Origin of the sequence: Phocaeicola sp. RTP21198st1_B8_RTP21198_201120, assembly GCF_040929485.1 — a bacterium.
Classification (GTDB): Bacteria; Bacteroidota; Bacteroidia; order Bacteroidales; family Bacteroidaceae; genus Phocaeicola; species Phocaeicola dorei.
This window is the reverse complement of sequence record NZ_JBCOCI010000498.1, coordinates 1-1,113: the sequence shown is the minus strand read 5'-3', so window position 1 is coordinate 1,113 and position 1,113 is coordinate 1. Positions and strand designations below refer to the sequence as shown.

Annotated in this window: 1 protein-coding gene and 1 pseudogene; one reads left to right on the top strand and one right to left on the bottom strand. The window is 41.9% G+C overall.

The window, feature by feature from the left end:
- Positions 1-781 (top strand): annotated as a pseudogene (locus tag AB5935_RS27600) (beta-N-acetylhexosaminidase); the annotation flags it as partial.
- 101 nt (positions 782-882) lie between these two features.
- Here AB5935_RS27600 and AB5935_RS27595 read toward each other — a convergent pair.
- A partial coding sequence (locus AB5935_RS27595; protein WP_368328050.1) for a hypothetical protein occupies positions 883-1,113 on the bottom strand: 231 nt, incomplete at its 5' end.

Sequence of the window (1,113 nt, the reverse complement as noted above, 5' to 3'; positions counted from 1 at the left end):
CATTGTTCCATTAGCCGGTTACTATCAGGATTATCTTAACGAGGTATTTTTATATAAAGAATGGACACCAGCACATATCGGGAAAGCCGTATTCGAAGAAAAGCACCCTGCTATTCTCGGTGGCATGTTTGCCATCTGGAACGACCATGCAGGTAATGGAATTTCCGTGAAAGACATTCATCACCGTGTATTCCCTGCGTTACAAACTCTAGCAGTAAAGACATGGACAGGGAAAGAAACCAGTCTGCCATTCGAAGTGTATAATGAAAAGCGTAGTGCTATCAGTGAAGCCCCCGGAGTCAATCAATTGGGAAGAATCGGCAAGAGTCCGGCATTGGTATATGAGCGTTCTACCGTTGCTCCCGGCAGCACTTCCACTTACCCGGAAATCGGCTATAATTATACAGTCAGCTTCGACATTACCGGAGCACCAGAGAAAAGCGGAACAGAATTGTTCCGTTCACCCAATGCCGTATTCTATCTAGCAGATCCAATTCGAGGGATGATGGGTTTTGCACGCGATGGTTATTTGAATACGTTCCCATATAAAGTGAATCCGGGAGAGAAAGCGACCATTCAGATTGAAGGCGATCATCGTAGTACCACACTCAGAGTAAACGGAAAGGTTGTTGAAGAAATGAACATACAGAAATGTTATTTCAATGCAGGAAAAGATTCTATGAGTTATATACGCACATTGGTTTTCCCGCTCGAGAAAGCCGGAAACTTCAATAGCCGGATAGAGAATCTGAAAGTACACAATTATCGTGTAAGCAAATAACAGAAAACATCTATTCGCAACAAGACAACTTAAACAAAAAACTCCCCCTTTGGCATTCCAAAGAGGGAGTTCTTTTTATTTTGATAAACAGCTAAAGCAGTTTATTTATATTCCTGCCAGCTCTTGATCTGAATATCACCCAATTTCAATTCACAGAATGCTTCGATAAAGGCACTTGCCAGACGAGCATTTGTAATCAATGGAATGTTGTGATCGATTGCACCACGACGGATACGATAGCCATTCGTTAATTCACGTTTGCTATGATTCTTCGGAATGTTTACGATCAGGTCAAACTTATGGTCAGCGATCATCTTCATTACATTATTCTC